This is a genomic window from uncultured Oxalicibacterium sp. (assembly GCF_913776015.1).
GTDB lineage: Bacteria > Pseudomonadota > Gammaproteobacteria > Burkholderiales > Burkholderiaceae_D > Oxalicibacterium.
Map to the genome: position 1 here is coordinate 1 of NZ_CAJYMD010000038.1, position 25767 is coordinate 25767.

The 25767-nt window shown below is 56.2% G+C and carries 21 protein-coding genes; 19 read left to right on the forward strand and 2 right to left on the reverse strand.

Annotated features, from left to right (window positions below):
* The 9 genes from QZ725_RS05775 to QZ725_RS05815 form a co-directional block, all read left to right on the forward strand.
* On the forward strand, positions 1-383 hold a 383-nt coding region (locus QZ725_RS05775), incomplete at its 5' end, for a transporter substrate-binding domain-containing protein (protein ID WP_293777266.1).
* A 78-nt stretch (positions 384-461) separates the two neighbouring features.
* Positions 462-1133, forward strand: a complete 672-nt coding sequence (locus QZ725_RS05780; protein WP_293777268.1) for an amino acid ABC transporter permease — start codon at positions 462-464, stop codon at positions 1131-1133.
* Positions 1130-1786, forward strand: coding sequence for an amino acid ABC transporter permease (locus tag QZ725_RS05785; protein WP_293777270.1), 657 nt, complete (start codon positions 1130-1132; stop codon positions 1784-1786). The genes QZ725_RS05780 and QZ725_RS05785 overlap by 4 nt, the downstream gene beginning before the upstream one ends.
* Positions 1767-2498: an amino acid ABC transporter ATP-binding protein gene (locus QZ725_RS05790; protein WP_293777272.1), complete on the forward strand. Its 732-nt coding sequence runs from the start codon at positions 1767-1769 to the stop codon at positions 2496-2498. The genes QZ725_RS05785 and QZ725_RS05790 overlap by 20 nt, the downstream gene beginning before the upstream one ends.
* A gap of 17 nt (positions 2499-2515) precedes the next feature.
* Positions 2516-3811, forward strand: a complete 1296-nt coding sequence (locus tag QZ725_RS05795; RefSeq protein WP_293777274.1) for an allantoate amidohydrolase — start codon at positions 2516-2518, stop codon at positions 3809-3811.
* A 64-nt stretch (positions 3812-3875) separates the two neighbouring features.
* Positions 3876-5108 (forward strand): M20/M25/M40 family metallo-hydrolase, encoded by a 1233-nt coding sequence (locus QZ725_RS05800; protein ID WP_293777276.1) that lies wholly within the window; start codon positions 3876-3878, stop codon positions 5106-5108.
* A gap of 366 nt (positions 5109-5474) precedes the next feature.
* Entirely contained in the window at positions 5475-6230 is a 756-nt protein-coding gene (locus QZ725_RS05805; RefSeq protein ID WP_293777279.1) for an OmpW family outer membrane protein, read from the forward strand.
* 206 nt (positions 6231-6436) lie between these two features.
* Complete coding sequence (locus tag QZ725_RS05810; protein WP_293777282.1) at positions 6437-8326, forward strand: methyl-accepting chemotaxis protein; 1890 nt, start codon at positions 6437-6439, stop codon at positions 8324-8326.
* Positions 8327-8451: 125 nt separating this feature from the next.
* Complete coding sequence (locus tag QZ725_RS05815) at positions 8452-8676, forward strand: hypothetical protein (protein WP_293777285.1); 225 nt, start codon at positions 8452-8454, stop codon at positions 8674-8676.
* Between the two features lie 170 nt (positions 8677-8846).
* On the opposite strand, the gene QZ725_RS05820 is transcribed toward QZ725_RS05815, so the two are convergent.
* Both QZ725_RS05820 and QZ725_RS05825 read right to left on the reverse strand, forming a co-directional pair.
* On the reverse strand, positions 8847-10244 hold the full coding sequence (locus QZ725_RS05820; RefSeq protein WP_293777288.1) for an ATP-binding protein: 1398 nt from the start codon (positions 10242-10244) through the stop codon (positions 8847-8849).
* Positions 10244-10963, reverse strand: a complete 720-nt coding sequence (locus QZ725_RS05825; protein ID WP_293777291.1) for a response regulator — start codon at positions 10961-10963, stop codon at positions 10244-10246. Before QZ725_RS05825 ends, QZ725_RS05820 begins: the two co-directional genes overlap by 1 nt.
* Before the next feature lie 321 nt (positions 10964-11284).
* Between QZ725_RS05825 and QZ725_RS05830 the strand changes: the two genes are divergently transcribed.
* The 10 genes from QZ725_RS05830 to QZ725_RS05875 all read left to right on the forward strand — a co-directional run bounded on the left by QZ725_RS05830 (position 11285) and on the right by QZ725_RS05875 (position 25747).
* A complete protein-coding gene (locus tag QZ725_RS05830) occupies positions 11285-11842 on the forward strand; it encodes a hypothetical protein (protein ID WP_293777294.1) in 558 nt (185 codons plus the stop codon).
* 201 nt (positions 11843-12043) lie between these two features.
* Entirely contained in the window at positions 12044-13657 is a 1614-nt protein-coding gene (locus QZ725_RS05835) for a methyl-accepting chemotaxis protein (RefSeq protein ID WP_293777297.1), read from the forward strand.
* 20 nt (positions 13658-13677) lie between these two features.
* On the forward strand, positions 13678-14139 hold the full coding sequence (locus QZ725_RS05840; RefSeq protein ID WP_293777300.1) for a chemotaxis protein CheW: 462 nt from the start codon (positions 13678-13680) through the stop codon (positions 14137-14139).
* Positions 14136-15380 (forward strand): CheR family methyltransferase, encoded by a 1245-nt coding sequence (locus QZ725_RS05845; protein WP_293777302.1) that lies wholly within the window; start codon positions 14136-14138, stop codon positions 15378-15380. Before QZ725_RS05840 ends, QZ725_RS05845 begins: the two co-directional genes overlap by 4 nt.
* The gene (locus QZ725_RS05850; RefSeq protein WP_293777306.1) at positions 15373-16041 is read left to right on the forward strand and encodes a chemotaxis protein CheW; all 669 of its coding nucleotides are present in this window, start codon (positions 15373-15375) and stop codon (positions 16039-16041) included. Before QZ725_RS05845 ends, QZ725_RS05850 begins: the two co-directional genes overlap by 8 nt.
* Positions 16038-18293, forward strand: coding sequence for a hybrid sensor histidine kinase/response regulator (locus QZ725_RS05855; RefSeq protein WP_293777308.1), 2256 nt, complete (start codon positions 16038-16040; stop codon positions 18291-18293). The genes QZ725_RS05850 and QZ725_RS05855 overlap by 4 nt, the downstream gene beginning before the upstream one ends.
* A 2-nt stretch (positions 18294-18295) precedes the next feature.
* Positions 18296-19324: a chemotaxis response regulator protein-glutamate methylesterase gene (locus tag QZ725_RS05860; RefSeq protein ID WP_293777310.1), complete on the forward strand. Its 1029-nt coding sequence runs from the start codon at positions 18296-18298 to the stop codon at positions 19322-19324.
* Positions 19317-20345 (forward strand): diguanylate cyclase, encoded by a 1029-nt coding sequence (locus QZ725_RS05865; protein WP_293777313.1) that lies wholly within the window; start codon positions 19317-19319, stop codon positions 20343-20345. Before QZ725_RS05860 ends, QZ725_RS05865 begins: the two co-directional genes overlap by 8 nt.
* Before the next feature lie 206 nt (positions 20346-20551).
* Positions 20552-23062: an EAL domain-containing protein gene (locus QZ725_RS05870; RefSeq protein WP_293777316.1), complete on the forward strand. Its 2511-nt coding sequence runs from the start codon at positions 20552-20554 to the stop codon at positions 23060-23062.
* A gap of 480 nt (positions 23063-23542) precedes the next feature.
* Positions 23543-25747, forward strand: a complete 2205-nt coding sequence (locus QZ725_RS05875; RefSeq protein WP_293777319.1) for a mechanosensitive ion channel domain-containing protein — start codon at positions 23543-23545, stop codon at positions 25745-25747.
* Positions 25748-25767: the final 20 nt, after the last annotated feature.

Genomic DNA, 25767 nt, shown 5'->3' on the forward strand with positions numbered 1-25767 from the left:
GTCTTGCCGGCGAGGTCGGCAAGACGATCGGCGTGACGCGTGGTTCGGTGGAAGATCTGGAATTGTCGAAAGTGGTACCGGCCAACGCGACCGTCAAACGCTATGAAGACAACAACGGCACCATCAGCGCCTTCCTGTCGAACCAAGTGCAACTGGTGGCAACCGGCAACGTGATCGCCGCCGCCATCATCGCCAAGAATCCGCCGAAAAAACCGGAAACCAAATTCCTCATCAAGGATTCGCCTTGCTACATCGGCATGAACAAGGATGAAACCAAGCTGCAAGCGAAGGTCAACGACATCCTGTCGCAAATCAAGAAAGACGGTTCGCTGAATACGCTGACCGAAAAATGGCTGGGCCTGCCGCTGCCTGCCAACCTGTAATCGGGAACCGGCCGTGTCGTGCCTCTTGCGGCACGGCTGTCTCAACTGTCTGCACGTCTGACACAAAGCAAATGCATCATGGCTTACCAATTTGATTTCGCCTCGACCTTCGACTACACCGACATGCTCGTCAAGGGCGTGCTGACCACGGTCGAACTGATCGCCATCGGTGGTGTGATCGGCGTAGCAGTCGGCATCTTCGGTGCCTGGGCCCGCACGCAAGGCCCACGCTGGCTGCGACCGCTTGTGAGCGCCTATGTCGAGTTAATCCGCAACACCCCGTTCCTGATTCAACTGTTTTTCATTTTCTTCGGTCTGCCCAGCATCGGTGTACAGATCACGGAAATACAAGCTGCCTGTCTGGCAATGATCATCAATCTTGGTGCCTACAGTACCGAAATCATCCGCGCCGGCGTAGTTGCCGTGGCACGCGGACAGATCGAGGCGGGGTTGAGCCTGGCCATGACGCGCATCCAGATTTTCCGTCACATCATCCTGCGACCGGCGCTGCAGAAGATCTGGCCGGCACTATCGAGCCAGATCGTCATCGTGATGCTGGGTTCGGCAGTCTGTTCGCAGATCGCAGTGGAAGAATTGTCGTTTGCAGCCAACTTCATTCAGGGCCGCAACTTCCGCGCGTTTGAAGCGTATCTCATCACGACGGTCATTTATCTGGCACTCGCAATTCTGCTGCGTCAGATCCTGCGACTGATCGACATCACCTTCATTTCCGGCAGGAGAAGCGCATGATTTCGTTTTCGCTCTGGGACATCCTGCGCAACCTGCTGCTGGCAGGGCGCTGGACCGTCGTTCTCTCACTGGTCACCTTTGTGCTCGGCGGCATGCTGGGGTTGTGCATCCTGTTCGTACGCACGTCGCGCTTCGGCTTACTGCGTAACACGGCGCGTGTGTACATCGAGGTTTTTCAGGGCACGCCGCTGCTGATGCAATTGTTTCTCGTGTTCTTCGGCATTGCGCTGTTCGGCATCGAAGTACCGGCCTGGCTGGCTGCCGGCCTGACGCTGACGCTGTGGAGCGCGTCCTATTTGGCGGAAATCTGGCGCGGTTGCGTCGAAGCGATTCCGCGCGGGCAATGGGAAGCCTCGTCCGTGCTGGCCATGAACTACTACCAGCAGATGCGTTACGTGGTGTTGCCGCAAGCCTTGCGCATTGCGATTCCGCCGACTATCGGCTTCAGCGTGCAGATCATCAAGGGTACGGCGGTGACGTCCATCATCGGCTTTGTCGAATTGTCTAAAGCCGCCACCGTAATTACCAACGCCACCTTCATGCCGTTCACCGTGTATGCCGCCGCCGGCCTGATGTATTTCATGCTGTGCTGGCCGCTTTCCAAATACAGCCAGTTCCTCGAAAGGAAATTCCATGCCTCTCATCACCATTGATAACGTCAAGAAAAGCTACGGCACCAATCAGGTGCTCAAGGGCATTCGCATGGATATCGAACCGGGCGAAGTGATTGCCATCATCGGCAAGAGCGGCTCCGGCAAGAGCACGCTGCTGCGTTGTATCAACGGCCTCGAAAGCATCGACGAAGGGGCGATCACGGTTGCCGGTTCACATCTGGGCGATAGCGACCTGCAGTTGCGCAACCTGCGCCTGAAGGTCGGCATGATCTTCCAGCAGTTCAACCTGTTTCCGCACATGAGCGTCGGCCGCAATGTGATGATCTCGCCGATGATTGTCAAGGGTGTCAGCGAGAAGGAAGCACGCGAACGCGCGATGAAGAATCTCGCACGCGTCGGGTTGGCCGAAAAATTCGACAGCTTTCCCGATCAGTTGTCGGGCGGCCAGCAGCAACGCGTGGCGATTGCACGCGCACTGAGCATGGAGCCGCAAGCCCTACTGTGCGACGAAGTGACCTCGGCACTCGACCCCGAACTGGTCAATGAAGTATTGAGTGTGGTGCGCAGCCTGGCCGATGAAGGCATGACGCTGATCATGGTCACGCACGAAATGCGCTTCGCGCGCGAAGTCTGCGACCGCGTGGTGTTCATGCATCAGGGCAAGGTGCATGAGATTGGCGCACCGGAAACCATTTTCGCCAATCCTTCCACGCCGGAACTCAAGCAGTTCCTCGGCATGACACAACATTGATGCAACACCGAGACACCATGCAAACCCTTTCGCATAGCCTCTCGCAAAACGCGCCGGAGATCGCGGCAGAAATCATGCAGCGCCTGCAGGAGCTGGCGCGACATACAGAGCAGCCCGGCATGATGACGCGTACCTACCTGACGCCTGCACACACAGCAGCAGCCGCGCAGATTGGTGCATGGATGCAGGAAGCCGGCATGCACGTGCGGCGCGATGCGGTCGGCAACGTGATCGGCCATTACGCCGCATGCAGCAGCATCAACAACGAGGCACAACCGGCACCGATTCTGATGACAGGCTCGCACTTCGATACCGTGCGTAACGGCGGCGTCTACGATGGCCTGCTCGGCATCGTCTTGCCGATCAGTTGTGTCGCCGCATGGCACAAGGCGGGTGTACGTTTTCCCTTTGCCATCGAGATCGTTGCCTTCAGCGAAGAAGAGGGCGTGCGTTTCAAGGCACCGATGCTGGGCAGCCGCGCCATTGCCGGCACCTTCCGCCACAGCGTGCTCGAGCATACCGACGAGCATGGCATCAGCATGCAGGATGCCATGCGCGCCGCAGGATTTGACCCGACGACCATCGATGCCTCGGCAGCGAAACGCGGCAGCATTGCCGCATTCATCGAAGTGCATATCGAACAGGGGCCGGTCTTGCTGAATGCCGGCTTGCCACTCGGAGTGGTAACCGCAATTTCAGGTGCCACGCGCTTCATGCTCGAACTGCAAGGGACTGCTGGTCATGCCGGTACCGTACCGATGACGATGCGTCATGATGCTGCAATGGCTGCTGCCGAATTTGCCCTGTTCGTGGAACGACGTTGCAGTACCGTAGCGGGGCTGGTCGGCACCATCGGGCAATGGCAGGTACCGAACGGCGCCACCAATGTCATCCCCGGCAAGGCGATTCTTTCGCTGGATGTGCGTGCCGAAGATGATGCGGTACGACTGGCGGCGATTGCCGACCTTGAACAGGAACTCGCCGCCATCTGCAGCCGACGCGGCATTCGCAGTATGCTGAGCAAGACATACGAAACATCGAGTGCCACCTGCGCGCCTTGGCTCAAACGAGGCTGGCGCCATGCGTTGCAACGCCATGAGCAGCCAACGCTCGAATTGCCCTCGGGAGCCGGACACGATTCGATGGCAATTGCCGACATCGCCCCGATCGCCATGCTGTTCGTACGCTGCGGCAACGGTGGCATCAGCCATCATCCGGATGAAATTCTCGATGCAGCCGATGCCGATATGGCAGCACGCGTCTTCATGGATTTCGTCACGCATTTTCAAATACCGAACCCAACGAATCCTTGATAACACCAAATGGACGTCAGGCGATCTATTCATTATTTTTATTACCGAGACACGAAGAACATCGATGGACAAGCAATCATTGAAACAACAGGTCGCCGCATGGATCGACGCTCACGCTGCCGAACAGGTGGATTTCCTTGCCAAGGTCGTGCAGTGCCCGTCTGACAATCCACCCGGCAATTGCGCACCGCATGCGCTCATGACGGCGCAGTTGCTGGAAAACATGCAATTGCCGGTCGAACGCCACGCGGTACCCGATGCCTTTGCGCAAAGTACCGGCTTGCAAAGCGCCATCAACCTGATCGTGCGCCAGCACTTCGGTGACGGCCCGACCGTTGCACTCAACGCACATGGCGATGTGGTGCCGCCGGGCAGCGGCTGGAGTGTCGATCCGTACTCGGCAACGATACGCGATGGCTGGATGATCGGGCGCGGCGCAGCCGTCTCGAAATCCGATTTCGCGACGTATACCTATGCCTTGCGCGCGCTGAAGGAACTGGGGATACGGCTACGCGGCAACGTGGAATTGCATTTCACCTACGATGAGGAAACCGGCGGACTGGCTGGCCCCGGCTGGCTGCTGGAACAGGGGCTGACGCGGCCCGATTACGCGGTCTGCGCCGGCTTCTCGTACAACGTCACCACGGCACACAATGGCTGCCTGCATTTGCAAGTCAAGGTACGCGGCGTTTCCGCACATGCGGCACGTCCGGAAACCGGACACGATGCGCTGGAAGCCGCCACTCGCCTGATGACGGCGCTTTATGCCTATCGCGACACGCTCAAGCACCGACAATCAGTAACGCCCGGCATCACCACGCCATCCATCGTGATCGGCACCATCAATGGCGGCATCAATACCAATGTCGTCCCTGACGAAGTCACGCTGCGCATGGATCGCCGCATCATTCCCGAAGAAAATCCGGAAGAAGTAGAAGCCGAGCTGCGCGAGGTGATCGAAACAGCGATGGCCGATTTACCCGGCATCCATTGCGACGTTGAACGCATCCTGCTGGCCGCGCCATTCAAGCCGGTCGGCGATGCCGCACGTCTGCGCGATATCCTGTGCGCGGAAGGATGCGCGGCACTAGGTGAAATCGTCACACCCATCGGCGTGCCGCTGTATTCAGATGCACGACTTTATGCCGAGGCCGGCATTCCTACCGTGATGTACGGTGCCGGCCCGCGTACCCTGCTCGACGCCAATGGCCATCGTGCCGACGAACGCGTGCCGCTGGCAACATTGCCTGTTGCCACCAAGGCGATTGCCTGGATGCTCATCGAATTGCTGGCGTAACTGAAAACGTCTGGCTACGATGCAAAATGCAAAGGCCGCCATGCATCAATGCATCGCGGCCTTTTTTACGCAACGACAGCGGCACTGTCGTCTGCGCAGCAATTCAACGCAACAACAGAACCAGAATCACGATGACCAACAGGGTGCCGATACCGATATACATGGCTAACTCCTTGGAATGAACGATGGCCTCATCAGACCATGATGGCAAAGTGTCACTCTGTTCGATACGCCACATTCGCGGTCAATACGCAACGCTGGTCATGACAGGCATTCTGTTTTTGCAGAGTTCGTTATAGGATGAACACGCACTGACCCGCCATGATGGCCTGATGCCAGATCACAACAAATAAAAGGAGACAAGCAATGAATCGATTTCCCTTTTCTTATCTGATTTCCCGCGTTGCCGCCGTCTCAGCCATGTCCGCACTGGCGGCATTTACTTTGCCAGCCACAGCACAGACCGCGGGCAGCAATGTATTGAATATTGGCTGGTTCCATCTGTACACAGATGATTCGAGCACCCCCTTAACACGTACGTCACCCTCACCACAAACAACCTTTGCCGGTAGCGGCGCAAGTGTTGGTAACGCAGATACTCTAGGCTTTGCCTATACACGCTTCATCACCGATAACTTTGCTCTGACATTGGATGCGGGTGTCCCACCAAAATTCAAACTCGACGGAGCAGGAACACTGGCCAGCCGAGGACAGCTAGGCACTGCCAAACAATGGAGTCCTGCCATCGTTGCGAAATGGTTCTTTGGTGCAGCGGAAGATAAATGGCGTCCATTTGTCGGTTTGGGTGTCACGCATGTCTGGTACACCGACGTGAAACTCAACAGTTCCTTGACGAACCTCACGACCGGCCAATATCCAGGTGGCGCAACAGGCAGCACTTCGGCCAACCTGAGCTCGTCTTGGGCCCCCGTCGCCAATGCCGGCGTTACCTACAAGTTGGATGACAAATGGTCGATCAACTTCTCACTATCGTATATTCCACTTAAAACCGATGCAGAAATCATTGGTCGTAACGCCGCCGGCACAGTTATCACACGCCATACGACAAGCCTGACACTGGACCCTTACGTCAGCTTCCTCTCAGTGGGCTACAAGTTCTGATTTTCATCATTTCCGAAAAAACGGCCGATCCTTCGGCCGTTTTTTGTTGGGCCAAATGTTGCGCCACATTGGATGCAATAGCGCGACGATTTAACAGATTCTTGCATTTCAGCAACGTGTTCGTGCCGTTATATGGTTATGATGAAGCCACACAAGACAGTTCTCTCAGGACTGCCCCGTATTCTCGTCTGTGATTGGAAGCAGCAATGAAGCGCATGACCCGCAGCCTTTCCCGTTCTGGCATCGGCACCAGAATCTCCCTTATCGTCTTTCTTTCCCTTGTCGTGCTGCTTGGCGTCTTCGTGTTCGCAAGTACCAAGGCCACTACGCAATTGCTCGAACAGCGCGCGGTCGATGACATCCTCACCAAGGGCAGGCTCGTGGCCAGCACGACTGCCGATCTTTCGGTTGCCCGCTCGGCACTGCTCGACCTCAAGGTTGGACAGAATGGCAGCTATCGCGTGATCGATTCAGCAGATGGAGCAACACGCGGCACTGTTCTCATCGCTGTAAGCGGCGAGGGCAAGAATGCGCTGGGCGAACAGTCTGCCGATGGTCAAGCACTCATCAAGACCATGCTGGAACGCAAGAACGGCATGCTCACCTATACGCAGTCAGGCGACGAGCATCTGGCAGCTTTCGCGCTCGTTCCAGAACGCAACTGGCTCATCGTCGGCGATACCTTGCGTGACGAACTGACACACGATGCCAACGTGCTACGCAATGTCGCTGCGGCGGCGGCGCTGATCGCGGCACTGCTGCTGAGCCTGCTGCTGCATGTCACCATCCGCAAGATGCTGTCCGCTCCGCTGGCGCAGGCAACGCAACTCGCACGTCGCATGGCAACCGGCGATCTGACAGCGCGTGTTGAGCATCACCGACAAGATGAAGTCGGCCACTTGCTAAGCGCCATCAACAGCATCGGGCAAGGCTTGGCCAATGTAGTCTGGCATATCCGTCAGGGCACGGAACGCCTGTCGGCCTCCACAAGCGAAATCGCCGCCGGCAATCTGGACCTGTCCTCGCGCACCGAACAACAAGCCAGCTCGCTCGAAGAAACCGCTTCGGCAATGGAGCAGATGACGTCCACAGTCAAGGGCAATGCCACCAACGCCACCGAAGCCAACGATCTGGCACGCTCCGCATCGCAAATCGCCGTCAAGGGTGGTCAGGTAGTTGGGGATGTGGTGCAGACGATGGATTCGATCAACCAGTCGTCCAAACGTATTGTGGACATCATCAGCGTGATCGATGGCATTGCTTTCCAAACCAATATTCTCGCGCTCAACGCCGCTGTCGAAGCGGCACGCGCGGGCGAGCAGGGCCGCGGCTTTGCCGTCGTCGCCGGAGAAGTGCGCAGTCTGGCACAACGCAGTTCGGCTGCAGCGCGTGAGATCAAGGACTTGATCGAAGACTCGGTCAGCAAGGTACAGAACGGCAGCAAGCTGGTGGCGCATGCAGGCGATACGATGAAGGAAGTCGTCAGCAGCATCCAGCGCGTCGATGCGATCATGGCCGAAATCAGCGCTGCCAGCCGCGAGCAAAGCATTGGTATTGAGCAAGTCAATCAGGCCATTACCGAGATGGATCAGGTCACGCAACAGAATGCGGCACTGGTCGAGGAAGCTGCTGCTGCGGCCGATGCGCTGCAAAACCAGACGACCGAACTGAACAATGTGGTCGGTGTATTCACGATCAAGACAGGCAGCCACGGTTCGACGCAGGAAGCCGCAGAAATGGTGGAAAAAGCGATCGAAGCCATGCACGAAGAAGGAATCGAGAAAGCCTTCGCCGACATCAACAACAAGCTCGGCCCGTTCTGCGACCGCGATCTGTATGTCGTCGTCTACGATATGCAAGGCCGCAATCTGGCGCACGGCGCGAATGCTGCGCTGGTCGGCAAGGACCTGATCGATGCCAAGGATGGTGCCGGCAATCTGTATGTACGCGAACGCATTGCCATCATCGAAAAGAACGACAAGGGCTGGCAGGATTACCTGTTCCTCAATCCGATCAGCAAGCAGGTCGAAGCAAAATCGATGTACCTGCAACGCTATCGCAATCTGATCGTCGGTTGCGGGGTCTACAAAACCTGAGCCCTGCACCAAACCCAATGAAAGCCCGCCTGATCGAACAAGGCGGGCTTTTTTGTCATGCAACGCACAAACATGCAGCGCGCCACGTGCTAAGCTGAAACCTCTTCAAGCAGAAGGAGGCGATCATGGCGACGACCAAACTGAGCACGCAGGAATTTCTGGACGAACTCAATCGCAACCTCAAGGACCATCCCGGTTACGAAGAATGGATGCAGTTCGTACCGCCGCCTGAGGGTGTCACTCCAGACACGGTTGAAGGTTTCGAACGCGCCGGACCGGAACCGCGTCACTCGCTGTACGATCTGGTAGCCCTCAAGGTCGGCGAGGCGTTCGAGATATTTCCCAAATAATTGGCGCTTATTTATTCGCAGCCAATCACTGGTTGATTCGCTGAGGGAGAACGACCTGTCCAGTGCTTCTGATAAAGCAGGTGAGGTCAGGTAAAACATCTACCTGAACTCGCTCTATTACGTGATTCGTTCTTTCCGGATGCGCATCAATCATGATGCGCAGTCCCGGCTTATAGGCTTTTCTTGTTCGTGCGCGGCAAATCGAGGATGGCTTCCAGACCGCCTTGTTCGCGATTACGCAAGCTCAGCGTGCCGCGATGGGCTTGCGCGACGGTACGTGCAATACTCAAACCCAGACCGAAGCCACCGGTTTGCGTATTGCGCGATCCTTCCACGCGCATGAAAGGCTCCATCACCTGTTCCAGCATCTCGGGTGGAATGCCTGGTCCGCGGTCGGCGATGACGATGCGCAGGTTATCCGGCGTATCGCTCACTTCGACATGCGCTTCCTGTCCGTAGCGGATGGCATTCTCGATCAGGTTTTGCAGGCAACGTCGCAGGCTGCGCGCATAGGCGGGAATCGGCGCGGCCTTGCCTTGCACGTTGACGAGCGAGCCGACTTCTTCCGCGTCGAGCTTCAGGCTTTCCAGCAGGGTATCGATATCGACGTTGCGCATCTGCTCGTCGTTTTCGACGTTCTGAACGAAGTGCAGCGTGGACGTAACCATCGCTTCCATCTCATCCAGATCCTTGCGGAATTTTCCCCGAGCGACATCGTCCTTGAGCATTTCGGCACGCAGTTTCATGCGCGTGATCGGCGAGCGCAAGTCATGCGATACCGCTGCGAGGAAACGCGTGCGCTCGGCCATGCCGTCGATCAGCTTGCGCTGCATGACGTTGAATGCCTGCGCCGCCTGCTTGACCTCGTCGGGGCCGGTCACATCCAGCGGCGGGCTGTGAATGTTCTCACCCAATCGCTCTGCGGCATTGGCCAGTTTCTTCAGCGGCTGCATCACCAAGCGAACAACGACCAATGCGATGACGATGATGGCGATGATGCGCAGCACATAAATGCGCATCAGGTAATCGTAAAGCGCTGTCAGCGGTGCCAGGTTCAGGCCTGCCTGACCTTCATGTGCATCGATCTGCAACCACCGTTGATCAGGCAATTCGACCTGCACGACGAAGTGTCCAGCCGGAAAACTCTCGCGAAACAGGGAGAAAAAATCGCTGTCTTCGCCTTCCTGCGTTTGCAGATCGGCTTTCAGAATGCGTGTCTCCAAACGCTGGCCGAATTGCTGTGCCAGCACATTATTGAAGAGATCAGCGACAGCCTTGTGCCGCGTTTCGTTGCGTGCCGATTCGTCGGGGCCGGCAATTTCCAGCATGGTAAATCGTGGGCTGCTCATGGCAGCCATCATCGATCCATGTCGATCGGGCGAAGTGGTGTCGAGCAGGCGAATACGCATCGCCAGTTCGCTGGCGACTAGGCGCGTTGGCACTTCCATCGCCTTGCCATAGCGCATGTCGAACCAGATGGTGCCGGTCATGATTTGCGCGGCCAGCATGCCCAGTACCATGATGATGACCAGCCTGCCAGTCAGCGAACGCGGCCACAACCGTTTCATCATGCCGTCTTGATGTCGGCCGTCAGCATATACCCGGTATTGCGCACGGTACGAATCAGCGTCGGGTGGCGCGGATCGGGTTCCAGATGCTGACGCAGACGGCTGATGCAGACATCGATCGAACGATCAAAGGGCAGGCTTTCCTTGCTGTAGACATTGTTGAGCAGGTAATCACGCGTCAGTGCCTTGTTGGCATGCTCGATCAGCGTACGCAACACCAGATAATCGGAACTGCCCAGCGTAATGACCGGGCCGTCGCCTTTCTGAAGCTGGCGCGCCTGCGTATCCAGCCGCCAATCGGCAAATTCGATCGTTCCCGGCTCATTGCGCTCGGCCTGCAGCGGATAGCTTCGGGCACGCTTGAGCACGACCTTGATACGCGCCACCAGTTCGCGCGGATCGAAAGGCTTAGGCATGTAATCGTCAGCACCGACTTCGAGGCCGACGATACGGTCAAGTGGCGAACCACGTGCCGTCAGCATGATGACCGGCGTTTCGCTGCGTGAACGCAGATCGCGACACAATGCCAGGCCATCTTCGCCCGGCATCATGAGATCCAACACGATCAGATCGATCTGCACGGTTTCGAGCCACTTGCGCATTTCGTTGCCATCGGCAGCGGTCCAGATGCGATAGCCAGCGGATTGCAGGTAATCGGATAACAACTGCCGGATTTCCTGATCGTCGTCGACGATCAGAATGTGGTCGGATTTGGTCATAGTGGAAAGCGGACTCGGAATGGAAAATCATGCTCGTCCTGCAAAACGGTAACTGTACGGCCCGCTCTTGCAGCACACCATCGCTAGGTACAGCAATGGGGATGGGCAGATTATAGCGAAGCGAACACTTTTTCATCCGCCATCGCACCAGTGATTCGACCTTAATCTCGCCTAAACCCTAGAAAGCAGCGCGGAATAAGCCTGTTTTTAGGCGAAATTGGGTGTAATCTTTCAGCATTGCGGCTCTTGGAGGCCGCCTTCCAGAAAAAGCCCGCGCTCACAAGCTTGTCTTGACGACGCAAGAATGGCACGGAGGAGATGATGAAACGGATGGCAAGTGTGCTGCTCGCCTTGAGCCTGACAGCATGCAACAGCGACAACTTCGAAACGGTTAGCAGCACCGCACCGCGTCCTGCGGTGACGCAAAACGCCGAATTTCCGTTCACGCCACGTGAGTTTGCCGAAGCCTTCAATACTGCCGCACGCCTGTACGACAAGCCTTTCCAGATCGCGCATATCGAAGTCCGGCACGGTGCCGTGCAGGATTACTTTCAACAGATCCTAGATACGGGCATTTCACTCACCGCCGGCGTGTCCAAGGAAACCGGCCGCATTACCAGCATCACGGCGCTCGTCAATCGTCACGGGGCTTTGCAGGACCGCGAGTTGATGCTGGCCATATCTGAAATAGTGACCACGGCCACCAATCCAACATTGTCTACGGACCGCATCGCCGGCATCGTTGCCTCAATGTTGCAAGAACTGTCGCCAGCTGAAGAAGGACGCGATTTTCCGCAACGCTTCATCAATCAGGTGCGGTACGTCGTGCGCAGTGACCGTAGCGTCGGTTATTGGTGGATTGCCAATCCTATTGAATGAATCACCAGCACTGACGCGATCTCGCTTGATTCGCCGGCAACGTCTGTCAGAACGGCGGACGACTCCTATAGCCGAAAAACTGTTTCGAATAGGAAACATTGTTAAATGTACGCATAGTGATCCCGGAGAGATTCGGGTATCTTGCTAGGCAAAATCTGTTTTTCTGTCACCCCATCCATTCCAGCCCGGAGATCCGTTCGCATGCAGAACTGGACAATCAAACAACGTATTCTTGGCAGCTTCACGATCATCCTGCTGCTGACCGCCCTGATCGCCGCCTTTTCATGGTTCCGTCTGGACAGCATCGATGAGGAAGCCTTAAGTCTGCAAAATGATTCGACACCCGGCCTGTATTACAGTGCCATCCTCAATGCCGCCTGGCAGGAAAACTATTTGCTGACGCAAGAAGTAAGCCGTAGCAGCGGCGGTGAAGCCGCCAAACAGCAACGTTTGCAAAATCTGCAAGCCAACGGCCTGCGCCTGGATCAAGTGCAACGGCACTATCAGCAATCGATTCATGACACAGACGATCAAAAACTTTTTGATCAATTCATCGCGGCACGCGCCGCCTATACCGAAGCACAGACGCTCGTTCTGCAACAAGTCGCGCTTGATCGCACCATGATCGAAGAGCAACTGCGTCCACTTTGGGAAAAAGGGCATGCATTGAGTCAGCGAATCCTCGAAGAGAACCGCGAGTTCGCCGACAACTCGACGCGTCACATCAAGGAATCGGTCGAAGCGACACAACGCCTGATGCTGATCGGTTGCGCCATCGCACTCGTGGTGGCCGTCCTTTGTGGTTATCTGTTGCTGCGCGCGATCACCGTTCCCATGCAGCGCCTGATGCAGATCCTCGATGTGATGCGCACCGGCGATTTTTCGCAGCGGCTCGAAGTTGATCGCAAGGATGAATTTGCTCATCTGGCCGCCGGCTTCAATCGCATGACGGATGAACTGACAGCGCTGGTCGGACAGGCACAAAAATCGTCGGGACAGGTTGCCACCTCGGTCACCGAAATTGCCGCAACTTCGCGTCAGCAACAGGCAACCGCGACGGAAACAGCAGCAACGACCACGGAGATTGGCGCAACCTCGCGCGAGATTTCGACCACATCACGCGATCTGGTGCGCACCATGAACGAAGTATCGATCGTGTCGGAACAAACCGCGACACTGGCCGGCAACGGCCAGGTCGGACTGGCTCGCATGGAAGACACCATGCAATCGGTGATGGAAGCGGCTGGCTCGGTCAGCGGCAAACTGGCCATCCTCAATGAAAAGGCCGGCAACATCAATCAGGTCGTCACCACCATCACCAAGGTTGCCGACCAGACCAATCTCCTGTCACTCAATGCCGCAATTGAAGCGGAAAAAGCCGGTGAATACGGACGTGGTTTTTCCGTGGTCGCCACCGAAATTCGTCGCTTGGCTGACCAGACTGCCGTTGCCACCTACGACATCGAATTGATGGTCAAGGAAATCCAGTCGGCGGTGGCTGCCGGCGTAATGGGCATGGACAAGTTTTCCGATCAGGTCCGCCGTGGCATTCAGGAAGTCGCCCAGGTCAGCAGCCAGTTGTCGCAGATCATCGGGCAGGTACAGGAACTGGCACCACGCTTCCAGGTCGTCAACGAAGGCGTGCATGCACAAGCCAACAGCGCCGAGCAAATCAATCAGGCACTCGTGCAATTAAGCGAAGCAGCGCAACAAACCGTAGAGTCGTTGCAGCAATCGAGCCAGGCCATCGATGAATTGCATCTGGTATCCAGCGGCCTGCGCAACAGCGTCTCGCGCTTTAAGATTTCGGCCTGAAACAGGGCACGGATACGCGCATGCTTTTCCTGCTTTTTCGCATCGGTGAAGATCGCTACGCACTGGATGCGGCACAGATCGACATCGTGCTGCCACTGGCACCTTGCAAGCAGATTCCTGGTGCACCGGCATGGGTTGCCGGCTTGCTTGTTCATCAAGGCAGGCATGTGCCCGTGATCGATATCAGCATGCTGGCCACCGGCATACCATGCGTACGCCGTTTGAGCACGCGCATCGTGCTGGTGCCTTACCAGACTGCTGCTGGAGAACACCAGATGCTGGGCCTGCAAATCGAACATGCAACGGCCACACTGCGTTGCAATCCCGACGATTTCACGGCCTCCGGCATCGATCATGGCAACGCGCGCTATCTGGGTCCGGTATTGCAGCACGAAGGCAGCCTGATCCAGCGCATCACCGTCAAGGATTTGCTCGGCCAGGATGTTCAGAAATTGCTGTTCAGCGAGGCCTTGCAAGTATGAATACGATCAATCGCATCGCCGCGCTGCTGAAACAGACTATGGGTCTGGATGCCAACTCGATCGGCATTCAGCAAATCGAACGGGCGATCGCCGAACGCATGACGGCCTTGCGACTCGATAACCAGACAAGTTACCTGCTCACCTTGCAGGAAACGTCGGACGAGATGCAGGCGTTGATCGAACAGGTCGTGATTCCCGAAACTTATTTCTTTCGGGACCGCGAAGCCATGTCGGCGATGACCGTACTGGCACAGCGCCAGTTGCAACGCGAACCCTATCGTCCCTTGCGCATCCTTAGCCTGCCGTGTTCGACCGGTGAAGAGCCGTATTCGCTTGCGATGGAATTGCTTGATGCAGGCATTGCTGCGGATAGATTTCGCATTGATGCGATTGACATCTCCCAGCGTGCACTCGCGGTCGCACAGGACGCGCTCTACGGCAGCAATTCCTTCCGCGGCAGACAGCTTGATTATCGCGACCGGCATTTTCACGCCAGTGGCACGCAATATCTGCTGTCGGAACGTATCCGGCGTCAGGTTTTTTTCCGCTTGGGGAATCTGTTTGCCGATGATTTTCTATGCAATGAAGCGCCCTACGATTATGTGTTCTGCCGCAACGTGCTGATCTACTTCGATCGACCCATGCAGGATCAGGCTGTCGCCATTCTTCAACGCCTGCTGGCACCACAAGGTACCTTGTTCATCGGCCCGGCGGAATCGGGCATTCTCATGCGTCAGCAACTGGCATCGATCGGCATGCCGCTCGCGTTCGGTTTCCGGCATCGCGACATTGCCCCAGTCGCCCAAGCCGCAACCAAACCGGCGATACGGCGTCCGCTGCCGTCTGTCGTGCCGCGCATACCACCCAAACCAACAGCACCGGTACGCATACTCACGCAAGCTGTACCCGCCGCCCACCTGCCCGAACCTGCTGAACTCATGCAACAGGCCCTGGCCTGCGCCGATCGTGGCGATCTAGCTACCGCACGCAGTCTGTGCCAGCAACATGAGAAGCTGGCTGGACCGAGTGCCGCCGGGTTCTATCTGATGGGCTTGCTCAGCGACGCTGATCACGACACCGACAATGCCATTCGCCTGTACCGCAAGGCGGTTTATCTCGAACCCGGTCACGTCGAGGCGTTGACGCATCTGGCAGCGTTGCTGTCCACGCAGGGCGACCATGCCGGTGCCCTGCGCCTGCAACAGCGTGCCCAACGCGCTGCGGAGAAATCGCATGCATGAAATGTCCGCCATGCCCGCGATCGATACATGCTGGAGCCGCATCGGCAGCCGTGGTGATGGCAGTTGCACGAAATTGCAGCAGTATGTGCGCTGCCTCAATTGCCCGGTCTTTGCACAGCATGCTGCCGACATTCTCGATGCCAAGCCGCATAGCAACGACATCATCTATGGCGGCTTCAACACGGCGCAAGCATCGGAAGCAGCGCAAACCACCACTGCGCAGCAATCGGTACTAATCTTCCGGATCGGCAGCGAATGGCTAGCCTTACCTGCGACCAGCATCACCGAAGTCGTGGCAGAAAACGTGATTCATTCTCTACCGCATCAACGCAACGCCGCCGTACTCGGGCTGGCCAATATACGCGGCATGCTGGTGCTCTGCATCTCGCTGGAACGTCTGCTGCATACGCAACCGGCCATCGGTCAGCGCAACACCGCACGCTTTCTGGTCGTCACGCATGATGCGCAGAAGGTGGTGTTCCCTGTCGATGAAATCGATGGTGTCGAACGGCTCGACCCTTCTGCCTGGCTCACACCGCCATCGACACTTGCCCAATCCAGCATGACTTATACGCAGGCGATCCTGCCGTGGAAGGATCGCAAGGTCGGCTTGCTGGACACCGATTTGCTGTTTTACACCCTCAAGCGGAGTCTGATATGAGCTCGCCCGACTTGAGTCAAATGTCGATGCTCGATCTGTTCCGACAGGAAGCCGACAACCAGACGCGTATCCTCAATCACGGCCTTCTGCACCTGGAACAGTCGCCGAATGCAGCAGACCAGCTTGAAGCCTGCATGCGCGCTGCGCATTCGCTCAAGGGTGCGGCGCGCATCATCGGTCTGCAGGCCGGCGTCGATATCGCGCATGTGATGGAAGACTGCTTCGTCTTCGCCCAAAAAGGCACACTGCAACTGAAGCGCCGTCAGATTGACACGCTGCTGCAAGGCACCGACTTGCTGGCACGCATTGCGAATCCGCCGGATCAGGATGAATCTTGGGCGCTGCATGCAGGGCGTGCCGAAGTGGAAGCCTGCATTGCCAATCTTACCGCAGCCCAAAAAAACAGCGATGCCGATGAGGAAGCCATCCTGTCGCGTACCGTCGTTGACGAAGCGCCGAACGAAAGTGCCGACAGTAACGAACGCAGCGAACCGGAATCACGCGATATCGGCAGTCGTTCGTTGCGCGTCAGCGCCGACAATCTGGATCGCTTGCTGAGCTTGAGCGGCGAATCGCTGGTCGAGTCGCGCCGACTGGCTACCTTCAAAGATGACATGCTGCGCCTGAAACGCCTGCAACGCGACACCGCCAAGACCATCGAGCAACTCGATCATCTGTTGAACGGTCGCATGACGGATGAACTCACGCAAAATGCCTTTCATGCACTGCGCAGCTTGCAGACGCAGTGCCAACACGTGGTGGCCGAGCAATTGGGCGAACTGGAAAGTTTCGATCGACGTTCACTGAATCTGTCGCAACGCCTTTACGATGAAGCGCTGGCGTGTCGCATGCGACCATTCTCCGACGGCACCAGCGGCTATTCGCGCATGGTACGCGACGTCGCGCACGCGCTGGGCAAATCGGTGCAGTTGCAAATCCTCGGACTGGATACCCGCATCGATCGCGACATTCTAGAAAAACTTGACGCACCGCTCGGACACTTGCTGCGTAATGCCATCGATCATGGCATCGAGATGCCGGCTGCACGCCGCCTCGCTGGCAAACCGGAACAGGGGCACATCACCATCGAGGCGCGCCATAGCGCCGGTATGTTGCTTGTCAATGTCAGCGACGATGGCGATGGCATCGATCTGGATCGTCTGCGACAGGCAATCGTGGCACGCAAGCTTTCGAACGCCGACACCGTGGCACGCCTGAGCGAGAGCGAATTGCTCGACTTTTTGCTGTTACCCGGTTTCAGCATGCGCGAAACCGTTACCGATATTTCGGGTCGGGGTATCGGCCTCGACGTCGTCGGCAACATGCTCAAGGAAGTACGGGGCACCATTCGCATCACCAGCGAAGCGGGCAAGGGCACACGCTTCCAGTTGCAATTGCCATTGACGTTGTCGGTGATGCGCAGTCTTCTGGTCAGCATTGACAACGAGCCTTATGCCTTTCCGCTTGCCTACGTCAACCGTACCCTGTGCTTGCAAGCCGATCAGCTTTCGATGCTGGAAGGGCGGCAACATTTTCATTTCGAAGGTCGTCAGATCGGACTCGTCGCCGCACACCAGATTCTGCAAAAGGGCAGCCTGCACGGCAAGGACGAAGGCATTTCTGTCGTCGTGATCGGCAACCAGCATCAAACTTGCGGCATTGCCGTCGATCGCTTTCTTGGTGAACGCATGCTGGTGGTACAACCGCTCGACGAACGCATCGGCAAAATCCCTGACATTCTGGCTGGCGCACTCATGGAGAACGGCGCACCGCTACTGATTCTCGATGTTGCCGACATGCTGCGCTCGGTAGAAAAACTGTCGCGCGATGGCCAGTTACAGACGGTGAAACAGGACGATGGCATCGCTGTCGATCAGGCCCGCAAGAGAATCCTGATTGTCGATGATTCGTTGACCGTGCGCGAACTTGAACGCAAGCTGCTCGGCAACGTCGGTTATCAGGTCACGGTCGCGGTAGATGGCATGGATGGCTGGAATGCCGTACGTACCGACCATTACGATCTGGTCATCACGGACATCGACATGCCGCGCATGGACGGTATCGAGCTGGTGTCGCTGATACGGCAATCACCGAGCCTGGGCAAACTGCCGGTGATGATCGTGTCCTATAAGGACCGGGAAGAGGATCGCCAACGCGGGCTGGATGCCGGGGCCGATTACTATTTCACCAAAAGCAGTTTCCATGACGCCAGCTTGCTACAGGCTGTCAATGATTTAATCGGAGCAGCCTGAACATGCGTATCGGCATTGTCAATGACGTTCCCATGGTAGTTGAAATTCTACGGCGCGTGATCGCCCAGCGGCACGAGCATTCGCTGATTTGGGTCGCGCAGAATGGTGCACAAGCCGTTGAGATGTGTGCCTGGCAGTTGCCTGATGTGGTGCTGATGGATCTGGTGATGCCGAACATGGATGGCGTCGAGGCCACGCGTCGTATCATGCAAGCGACGCCGTGCCCGATTCTGCTGGTCACCGCCGATCTCGGGGCAAATACGGAGATGATCTATCAGGCGCTCGGTCACGGTGCGCTGGATGCGGTCAAGACACCGACCATCAACGACAAGCAGCAGATGGACGCACAAGCGTTGCTGACACGGCTCGAACAGATCGACGCCATGCAAGCCAAGAAAAGCTTACAACTCAATCCAACCGTCTCCTGCGCAATTGCACGCCCTGATGCGTCAACCAGACTGGTCGCCGTCGGTGCCAGTGCAGGTGGGCCCGCCGCACTGGCAACGATGCTCGGCGGCCTGCCCAAGGATTTCCCGGCAGCCATCGTTGTAGTCCAGCATATCGATGCGGCCTTTGCCACCGGCATGGCGGAATGGCTGCAACAGCAATGCCGTCTGCGCGTGCGCGTGGCATGCGAGAACGACATTCCCGAACCAGGCGTAGTGCTGATGGCCGGCACCGATCAGCATCTTCGTTTCAAGAGCCGCGAATCACTAGGTTATCTTGCGCCATCGCCCAAGGATGTCTATCACCCATCTATCGATGTGTTTTTCCAGAGCGTGGTGCGACAATGGCGCGGCCGCGCCGTCGGCGTGCTACTGACAGGCATGGGCCGCGACGGCGCAATAGGCCTGAAGGAAATGCATGAGCATGGCAGTCACACGCTGGTACAAGACCGCGAAAGCTGCACCGTCTATGGCATGCCGAAAGCCGCCGTCGCCTTACAGGCTGCCAGCGAAGTTTTGTCGATCACGGCGATAGCGCCGCGATTGCTCACTCTATTCAATAACAAGGAACCAGACCATGGATAACTCACCCGACATGCGCATCGAGCTGGGATTGCATATCCCGGACGACGAACGCAAGATCATGGTGTTGCTTGTCGATGATCAGCCCATGGTGGGAGAAGCGATCCGACGCGCCCTGCTGAACGATCCGCATATCGATTTCCATTATTGCGAGTATGCCGACAATGCGCTCGCCGTTGCCGAGAAAACCCGCCCGACCGTCATCCTGCAGGATCTGGTGATGCCGGGTGTGGATGGATTGACGCTGGTAAGGCAATACCGCAGCAATCTTGTAACCGCCAATATTCCGGTCATCGTGCTCTCCACCCGCGAAGATGCCGAAGTCAAGCGCGATGCCTTCGCCGCCGGGGTCAACGATTATCTGGTCAAGGTGCCGGAAACCATCGAGATGATCGCGCGCATTCGCTACCATGCACGCGCCTACAACAACATGCTGCAACGCGATGCAGCCTATCGCGCCCTGCGCGAAAGCCAGCAGCAACTGCAAAAGACCAACTTTGAACTGCAACGCCTGACCAATACCGATGGCCTCACCGGCATCGCCAATCGACGTTACCTCGACGAATACCTGAGCGCCGAGTGGCGCCGCGCACGACGTGAGCAAAAGGAAATTTCGCTGCTACTGATCGACATCGACAACTTCAAGTCCTATAACGATACATACGGCCATGTCGTCGGCGATCATGCGCTGAAGCAGGTCGCGCATGTCATGGAAACGAATATTCTGCGCTCCACCGATCTGTGCACACGCTATGGCGGCGAAGAATTCGCCGTGGTACTTCCGGCAACAGGAAGACATGGCGCCATCGTTGCAGCCGACAAGATTTGCAAGGCTGTCGAAGCATTGAAGATTCCACACGAACAGTCGAGCACCGGCGAATGGCTGACCGTCAGCATCGGCGTAGCCAGCATCGTGCCACAGGCTGAAGGCGGACCGGACGATCTGATTTCATTGGCAGACAAGAATCTTTATCAGGCAAAAAGTACCGGTAAAAATCGCGTTGTCTCTGATATCACCGCTTGATCTCAAGAAATCGATCTATTTTTTCGTGCATTTGTCTAGCAAAGCTCGCAGAATGTTTGCATGGTAAAAGAGCGCAAGCTGAATAGAGAAGGATTGTCCCAGCCGGTTATGCTTAGTGAATAAATAAAGCAGAACGGCATGATGACTTGTCATAAGGAGATGCGATGCACATACAAAGCAATCTTTCCGACATCTTCATCCAGACAATGGAGCAGGCGATCGACAGCATTGTCGTGATCGATGTGAATAACGATGTCGTCCTATTCAATCGTGCTGCCGAACAATTATGGGGAAGGCCCCGCGCCGAAGTGCTGGGGCGAAATGTCAGCATGTTGGTCCCGGACTATCTGAGTCCATTCCACGACGGTTTCATCGATTCGAATCGTCGCACCGGACTGAATCGTCTAGTAGGCAGCAGTCGCGAAATTCCGATCAAGCAAAAAAATGGAGCAACGCGCTGGGGCTCGATGTCGCTGTCACGTGTAAAAACTGAGGGTGAAATCCTTTACACGGCTTTCATCAAAGACGTGACGGAGCAGCATATAGAACAAGAGCACCATCGTCTATTGTCCATGGTCGCCGATCAGACCGACAACGCCATCGTTATCCTGGATGACAATTGGCAAATCCAGTATGCAAATAACGGTTTTACCAAGATGTTCGGCTTTGCCGCTGATGAGCTGATTGGGCAGCAACCGTTTGCACTTTTGCTACCACACTGGACTCCCGATAACGTGCAGTCCGTACGCAATCATCTGACAAAAGGCCAGGCGTATTGCAGCGAAGAACTTGCCTGCAGGCGAGATGGTCGTCGAATTTGGTGCAGCGTCACCAGCAACCCCGTGCTCAACGAGAGCGGCCAGTTGATGAATATCGTCAACGTGCTGACAGAGATCACCCATTCGAAGATGCATGAAGTACTACAGCATCGCATGCTCGTAGCATTGGCACGTGAAGAACCCATCGCTACCGTAATGGAGATCGTCTGTGCCGAAATCGAGCGGGTTGCTCCCGATGTCGTCACGTCCGTTCTACGCGTCGATGAAGAGCGGCGCTTGCGTCCTTTGTCGGCACCCAGTTTACCGCACAGTTATTCGCAAGCAATCGATGGATTGCCGATCGGTCCCAAAGTCGGCTCGTGCGGTACCGCCGCTTATCTCGGCGAGACTGTGGTGGTGCGAGATATCGCTACGGATCCTTTATGGGACGGCTATCGGGACCTTGTTCTACCCCTTGGCCTGTTCAGTTGCTGGTCGACCCCCATCAAATGTAGCAAAGGCCGTTCTATCGGTACGCTCGCATTCTATTATCGAGAAATTCGTGAACCGTCGACCTTTCATCGCCAATTGACCGATGTTCTGGTGCCCTTGTGCGCACTCGCACTTGAACGGGAAGAAACACGTGGACAGATTCGGCGTCTGGCGTTTTATGACAGCCTGACCGAGCTACCGAACCGTAGCCTACTCCAGGCGAAAGCAGAACTGGCTTTGAGCGAAGCGCAACGCAATCATCATCAAGTTGCGGTGTTCTTTTTAGACATTGACCGTTTCAAGCAAATCAATGATCTTCATGGTCATCCAGTTGGCGACTTCTTGTTGCAAACGCTCGCGAAACGACTTGATCAACAGCGCAAAGTTAACGATATCGTCGGTCGTCTTTCAAGTGACGAGTTTGTTCTCGTCGTTCCGCAATGCGACGGTGGACAGGCGACTGAACTAGCCGAGCAATTGCGCGTCATGATCAGCAAGTCATGCGATATCAATGGTGTCGCGATATTGCCGTCGGCAAGTATTGGCATCAGCCTGTTTCCCCAAGACGGCCATGATATTGGCACGCTATTGCATCGTGCCGATACCGCGATGCATCAAGCCAAAGAGCAAGGGCGTGGTCGTTTCAGCTTTTTCAGCCATGAACTCAACCAGCTTGCGATCCGGCGCCAGGCGATGGAACGTGCTCTGCACGAAGCAATCTGTACCAATCAACTCGACTTGCACTATCAACCTCAGATTTGCATGCGTAACAATAAGCTGCATGGGGTGGAAGTTCTCGCGCGTTGGCGTCATTCCGTCATGGGAGACATATCACCTACCTGCTTTATTCCGCTCGCCGAAGAAAGCGGCATGATTGATCAATTGAGTCTCTGGGTGATTCGCAAAGCCTGTCGCCAGCTTTCGCATTGGCGCCAGCGAGGATTTTCGATTCCGATGATTGCGATCAATCTTTCGGCCACCAATTTCCATGATTCCAAACTACCGGAAATGATTTTGCGCACACTGCGTGAAAATGGGCTTCAGCCTGACGACCTGACGCTAGAGCTGACAGAAGGCGTGCTCATGGATACAAATCCGGAAACAATGGAAACGGTACGCAAGTTGCACGATGTCGGCGTGCGACTCTCCATGGACGATTTTGGTACCGGCTATTCGAGTCTCAGTTATCTGCGCGATCTACCCATTCAAGAACTCAAGCTTGATCGAAGTTTTGTACGCGATCTTTGCAGCAATGCCACGAGCCGTGCGCTCAGCGAAGCCATCGCACGTATTGGCGAAACATTGCAACTGACCGTCGTGGCAGAGGGCATTGAAGAGGAGGGGCAATATCAGATCCTTCAGCGGCAAGGCTATCATGTGGCACAAGGTTATCTGTTCGCCAAGCCGCTGGGCGCGGCAGATTTTGAAGACTGGATGAGAGAGGGTTTCTCGGCGATACCTCACTGATGCTCTCTTTTTGCACATCCGTCACCGACCTTGAATAAGGTTGATCAATCAATAGCGATGATCCGGCTGGTATCATGGCAGTCGGATCATCGTACGTCAGACGTCCTGAAAATGTCAGCAGCATGAAGCGGCCTCCACCTATCACGAGGTGAACACAGGCCACGTACATGACCTCGTAGCGTTTCGCATGAGACCTGCACTGCCGTTCTTTCTGCTTCTCTTGCGATACCTCTCTCCTCTTTCCGTCGATGTCGCGACCTTGTTGCGACGTGTGCGCCCATCAACATATGTCCTGTGGAGGAAACTGATTTGCATCCATGTTCTTACTGCCATCGAACCAGCACGTTCATCCGTTCTTTTTTTTCTCGGCATAGGTTGATCTTGTTGCTCTCGATTTGGTTGATGGGAACAAGTACTACGCTCCATTCACAATCCCTAGCACCAGATTCCCATGAAAAGACGAAAACGTCTTACGCTGCTTTGGCTGATCTACTGGAAACCGAACAGACGCGCGACAAGCTGATCGCCGAGTTACGTGCGCTGGCCGATAAGCAGCATCCCGAAGAAAACGCTACAACCACACCGTCTGCAACGGCCACGTCAGCTAAAGAGACCGAACAGCCAACCAGCAAATCCGAAAAAACGTCTCCGATCAGCAAGGACAGCAATGTCCTATTCTCGCGCAACATTGCCGATGCGATTCAGGGTTTCATCGCAAGTGTTTCACATGATGTGAGCGATGCCATCAATGCCGTACGTCGTATCGATCAGGCAGACGATGCTGTCTCCATTTCCGGCTTCACGACCGAGGGCTGGCGAAACTTGTTGCTGAATCTGCTCATCGTCGCTGCCGCCACACTGGCAGCGTTCCATATCTTCCGCGCAATCGCGGCACGTATTTATCTGCGCAGTAACCGCTGGATCACAGCCGTGCCCACGCATACCGGTAGCGATGCTGAAATGGAAAAGCGTTTCATCGGCTCGGGCTTGTATCGCAAGTCGCTCGCTATCGGCTTTGCGATGATCGTCGATACCGCCGCCATCCTGCTCGCCGGCGCGGTGGGTTATGCCGTTGGTTTATTCGCCGTCGGTGAAGCGGAGAAGATCGAGACCATTGAGTCGCTCTTCATCAATACTTTTGTCGCCGTCGAAATCGCCAAGGCCGTCGTGCGTGGCATCTTCTCACCGCGCTACGACCAGTTGCGGCTGTTCTCGATGCGTGACGATTTGGCGGCCTACTGGTGTGCATGGCTGGAACGTGTCATCACCATCATGGGCTACGGCATTCTGGTTGCCGTACCTCTGGTAGCCGCCATCCTGTCCCCGACCGTAGGTCAATTGCTGAGCGTGATCATCATGCTGGGCGTCTACCTCTATGCCATCGTTATCATCCGCCGCAATCGTCAATCGGTACGCAATAGTCTGGAGGGCTACGCCGATACGGCATCCACCTCTTTCTTTTCGACGCTCATCCGCATCCTCGCGCGTGTCTGGCATACGCTGGCGATCGTCTACTTCACGGTCCTGCTGATCGTCAGCCAGATTGCGCCGCATGACGCCTTGCCCTTCATGGCACAGGCCACATTACAGACCCTGCTGGCAATCGGTATCGGCCTACTGCTGTCGGCCATCGTCAATGCGGTGTTCCGGCAACACATTCGTCTATCCGACGATTTGCGCAAACGCCTGCCCATGCTGGAATCTCGCATCAACTCCTATGTCCCGCCGGCACTGAAGGGTTTCCATTTCCTGAACATGATGGTCGTGATACTGGTCGTGCTCGATGCCTGGCGTGCCTTCAACCTCAGCCAATGGATCACGTCGGATAGCGGTCGTGCGGTCGTCATTGCCACCGTACACGTTGCCATCATTCTGGTGATCGCCGCGCTGATCTGGACCACCATTGCCAGCATCATCGAACATCGTCTGAGTCCGCTCGGCATGGCGCAGCCTAGCGAACGCGAGAAGACGCTGCTCTCACTGTTCCGGAACGCGGCGCTGGTCGTCATCGTGACGTTGACCATTCTGGTCGTGCTGTCACAGATCGGTATCGATATCGCGCCGCTGATCGCCGGTGCGGGTGTGGTCGGTCTCGCCATCGGTTTCGGTGCACAAAAGCTCGTGCAGGATGTGATTACGGGCGTGTTCATCCAGCTTGAGAATGGCATGAACCAGAACGACGTGGTGGAAGTGGCGGGCACCTTTGGTACTGTCGAGAAGATCACGATTCGCTCGGTCGGCATTCGCACGCTTGATGGCGGCTTTCATCTGATTCCGTTTTCCTCGGTAGACAAGGTATCGAATCACACGCGCGATTTTTCATATCACTACGGCGAGTACGCTATCGCCTATCGCGAAGATGTGGACAACGCCATGCATCATCTGCGCGAAGCCTTCAAGGAATTGATGCAGGATGCCGAACTTGCACCATCCATCCTCGAAGAAATTGCTATTCCCGGCGTGACCTCGCTGCACGAACGCGGCTTCAATATTCGCGTGCTGATCAAGACGGCACCCGGCATGCAATGGCCGGTGCAACGTGCATTCAATCGTCTGGTGACCAAGCATTTTGCGGCCGCCGGCATCGAGTTACCGTATCCGCATACCGTCCTGTCCTTTCATCAGGAAAAGGATGGTCACACACCGCCATTGCCGATCATGCAAACCGGTCCGAACAGTGCATGACTGCATCCAACAATCCAATA

Excerpts from the sequence above, each read along its gene's own strand:
- QZ725_RS05780 (WP_293777268.1), top strand. The coding sequence starts at position 462 with ATGGCTTACCAATTTGATTTCGCCTCGACCTTCGACTACACCGACATG.
- QZ725_RS05785 (WP_293777270.1), top strand. The coding sequence starts at position 1,130 with ATGATTTCGTTTTCGCTCTGGGACATCCTGCGCAACCTGCTGCTGGCA.
- QZ725_RS05790 (WP_293777272.1), top strand. The coding sequence starts at position 1,767 with ATGCCTCTCATCACCATTGATAACGTCAAGAAAAGCTACGGCACCAAT.
- QZ725_RS05795 (WP_293777274.1), top strand. The coding sequence starts at position 2,516 with ATGCAAACCCTTTCGCATAGCCTCTCGCAAAACGCGCCGGAGATCGCG.
- QZ725_RS05800 (WP_293777276.1), top strand. The coding sequence starts at position 3,876 with ATGGACAAGCAATCATTGAAACAACAGGTCGCCGCATGGATCGACGCT.
- QZ725_RS05805 (WP_293777279.1), top strand. The coding sequence starts at position 5,475 with ATGAATCGATTTCCCTTTTCTTATCTGATTTCCCGCGTTGCCGCCGTC.
- QZ725_RS05810 (WP_293777282.1), top strand. The coding sequence starts at position 6,437 with ATGAAGCGCATGACCCGCAGCCTTTCCCGTTCTGGCATCGGCACCAGA.
- QZ725_RS05815 (WP_293777285.1), top strand. The coding sequence starts at position 8,452 with ATGGCGACGACCAAACTGAGCACGCAGGAATTTCTGGACGAACTCAAT.
- QZ725_RS05820 (WP_293777288.1), bottom strand. The coding sequence starts at position 10,244 with ATGAAACGGTTGTGGCCGCGTTCGCTGACTGGCAGGCTGGTCATCATC.
- QZ725_RS05825 (WP_293777291.1), bottom strand. The coding sequence starts at position 10,963 with ATGACCAAATCCGACCACATTCTGATCGTCGACGACGATCAGGAAATC.
- QZ725_RS05830 (WP_293777294.1), top strand. The coding sequence starts at position 11,285 with ATGAAACGGATGGCAAGTGTGCTGCTCGCCTTGAGCCTGACAGCATGC.
- QZ725_RS05835 (WP_293777297.1), top strand. The coding sequence starts at position 12,044 with ATGCAGAACTGGACAATCAAACAACGTATTCTTGGCAGCTTCACGATC.
- QZ725_RS05840 (WP_293777300.1), top strand. The coding sequence starts at position 13,678 with ATGCTTTTCCTGCTTTTTCGCATCGGTGAAGATCGCTACGCACTGGAT.
- QZ725_RS05845 (WP_293777302.1), top strand. The coding sequence starts at position 14,136 with ATGAATACGATCAATCGCATCGCCGCGCTGCTGAAACAGACTATGGGT.
- QZ725_RS05850 (WP_293777306.1), top strand. The coding sequence starts at position 15,373 with ATGCATGAAATGTCCGCCATGCCCGCGATCGATACATGCTGGAGCCGC.
- QZ725_RS05855 (WP_293777308.1), top strand. The coding sequence starts at position 16,038 with ATGAGCTCGCCCGACTTGAGTCAAATGTCGATGCTCGATCTGTTCCGA.
- QZ725_RS05860 (WP_293777310.1), top strand. The coding sequence starts at position 18,296 with ATGCGTATCGGCATTGTCAATGACGTTCCCATGGTAGTTGAAATTCTA.
- QZ725_RS05865 (WP_293777313.1), top strand. The coding sequence starts at position 19,317 with ATGGATAACTCACCCGACATGCGCATCGAGCTGGGATTGCATATCCCG.
- QZ725_RS05870 (WP_293777316.1), top strand. The coding sequence starts at position 20,552 with ATGGAGCAGGCGATCGACAGCATTGTCGTGATCGATGTGAATAACGAT.